Below are 1,935 nucleotides of genomic sequence, written 5' to 3'. Positions count from 1 at the left end.
GGAAGACCGTCACGATCGAACAGTTTGTCCACGAGGTTGATGCCTACATCCAATGGTACAATGAGAAGCGCATCAAATTATCACTGGGGTCGCTCAGCCCAATTGAGTATCGAAGAAGTCTCGGCCTTAACGTATAAATCAGTCCAAGTTTTTATCCGCACCCCCACCGGCTCAGTTCCGCATGGAAACCAACAGCTTTGGTATTAACAGGAGAAAACGACGCGCAAGAACCTATTCAGAGCGATGCGCTTGCCGGTGACGCGCGCTACGCGCGAGCGCAACAAAACGGTCTCGGATCTCGGCAAACAGCGCCGGTGGTAGCGGACCGTAATAGCCGGTTTCGCCCTCGACCGGCCGCAGATCCGGCCCTGGCCAGACAAAGCGATTGCTTTCGCTGAGCACGATCCAGGAACGCTCATCGTCCAGTCCGAGGCGGCGTTTGGTGGCAGTGGGAATTTCAATTGCCTGGTCATCCCGTTGCGGTGGCGTATGGGTGACCGGCAAAACCCTTACAACCGGCGATCCGTCTTCCAGTGTCGTCGTGATAGCCAATACGAGAACAGGTCGGTCCTTGTCGCCCTCTTCCCGTCCCTGCTCGAACTGCCAGTGCCACAAATAGGAATATCTGAAAATCCAACCGACCTTGGGCTCACTCGGAATCATGCTATTTTTCGTTCAGTTCGCGATCGAGATGTACCAGACCGGCTTCCATCGCGGCGTTTTCAACAGCCGCGAGTTCGTCTTCGGTCAGCGTAGCGGTCAATTCGACGCGACGCTCGCGCCGCATCAGGCGCAAATAGTCCTCGTATGCGAGCAGAACAGTGCGCGGGCGACCGTTCTTGGTAATGATAACCGGATCGCGCACGGCGGCGTCCTGGTAAGCGCCAAAATTCTTGGAAATGGCTGCGGCTGTTACTGTGGATGTCATGATCAACCTCCGTTTTCCGTAATATACGGAATTTACGGGTTTTCCGCAAGTTTTAAATCGAGAAGCATCGTGCAATGACCAGACCAGACCGCTTGCCTTCGAATATCCAGAGCCGGGCAGAACAACTCGACACGATTGCAGCCGTCTTGCCGATGAACCGGCGCGACAGGCTGGCCGAAATTTTGACAGATCAGGATGTCGAAACGTTGCGCCATCTGGTCAATGAAGGCATGGGCGAAAACACGCTGCGCGCGTTAACCTCGGATCTGGCCTATCTCGAAGCCTGGTCGTTGGCCGCGACCGGTAGCCCGCTCCCCTTCTCGGCGCCAGAAGCGCTGTTGCTGAAATTCATTGTGCATCACTTGTGGCGACCGCAGCAACGCGAGATCGAACCCGATCACGGCATGCCGGCCGACGTAGAAGCAGACCTGCGCCGACAAGGCTTTCTGCGCGTATCTGGACCGCATGCGCCAGCAACGGTCCGCCGGCGTCTCGCCAACTGGTCAACGCTGACCCGCTGGCGGGGGCTGGAAGGGTCGTTTTCGGCGCCGTCCGTCAAATCGGCTATCCGGCTTGCGGTCCGCGCCCTCAACCGACCACGCAGCCGCAAGAGTGCCAATGCGATTACCGGCGATATTCTGGGCAAGCTGCTGGCGCCGGGAAGGGAAGGGGATTGCCGGTTGCGGTCGTGTGTCAGGCCTCTCAATTGCGGGGGGCTGCTGCGTGGAAACCAACAGCTGTAGCGAGCAAGGGAGAAGCGCTCCACTTTTGAAGGGGATTCCTAAATGCGCGGTGATAGCGTAGGAAACATGTGGGAGGAAGCGGAGTTCGGGTCGGTTCTTCCCTCTGCCTCCTCCCCGTTTCCGATGCCGGGATGAGGTGCCGGCACCGAAAGCGTTTTCAACAGGACCACATTTTGAACCGGGCATTCCTTCTTCTTGCCGATCGGTCAGAATGCCGCCTTCAGTCTGGCCCGAATAACCGGGGCCAGATGTTTGTTTGGTGTT

The 1,935-nt window shown here is 57.5% G+C and carries 3 protein-coding genes and 1 pseudogene; 2 read left to right on the top strand and 2 right to left on the bottom strand.

Annotated features, from left to right (window positions below; all coding sequences use genetic code 11):
• On the top strand, positions 1-137 hold a 137-nt coding region (locus ACTJKP_RS26805), incomplete at its 5' end, for an IS3 family transposase (protein WP_440632822.1).
• Between the two features lie 94 nt (positions 138-231).
• Here ACTJKP_RS26805 and ACTJKP_RS26800 read toward each other — a convergent pair.
• Positions 232-663: a plasmid maintenance toxin (PemK-like) gene (locus tag ACTJKP_RS26800; protein WP_440632821.1), complete on the bottom strand. Its 432-nt coding sequence runs from the start codon at positions 661-663 to the stop codon at positions 232-234.
• 1 nt (position 664) lies between these two features.
• Complete coding sequence (locus tag ACTJKP_RS26795; RefSeq protein WP_440632820.1) at positions 665-928, bottom strand: type II toxin-antitoxin system Phd/YefM family antitoxin; 264 nt, start codon at positions 926-928, stop codon at positions 665-667.
• A 74-nt stretch (positions 929-1,002) separates the two neighbouring features.
• On the opposite strand from ACTJKP_RS26795, the pseudogene ACTJKP_RS26790 reads away from it, so the two are divergent.
• Positions 1,003-1,584 (top strand): annotated as a pseudogene (locus ACTJKP_RS26790) (integrase); the annotation flags it as partial.
• Positions 1,585-1,935 lie beyond the last annotated feature (351 nt).

The sequence above is a fragment of the Brucella sp. 22210 genome (assembly GCF_052045675.1).
In the GTDB taxonomy this organism is placed as follows: domain Bacteria; phylum Pseudomonadota; class Alphaproteobacteria; order Rhizobiales; family Rhizobiaceae; genus Brucella.
This window is presented reverse-complemented; position numbering and strand designations above follow the sequence as displayed.

Bases quoted from the DNA above. Each gene is read 5' to 3' on its own strand.
- ACTJKP_RS26800 (WP_440632821.1), bottom strand. From the start codon at position 663: ATGATTCCGAGTGAGCCCAAGGTCGGTTGGATTTTCAGATATTCCTAT.
- ACTJKP_RS26795 (WP_440632820.1), bottom strand. From the start codon at position 928: ATGACATCCACAGTAACAGCCGCAGCCATTTCCAAGAATTTTGGCGCT.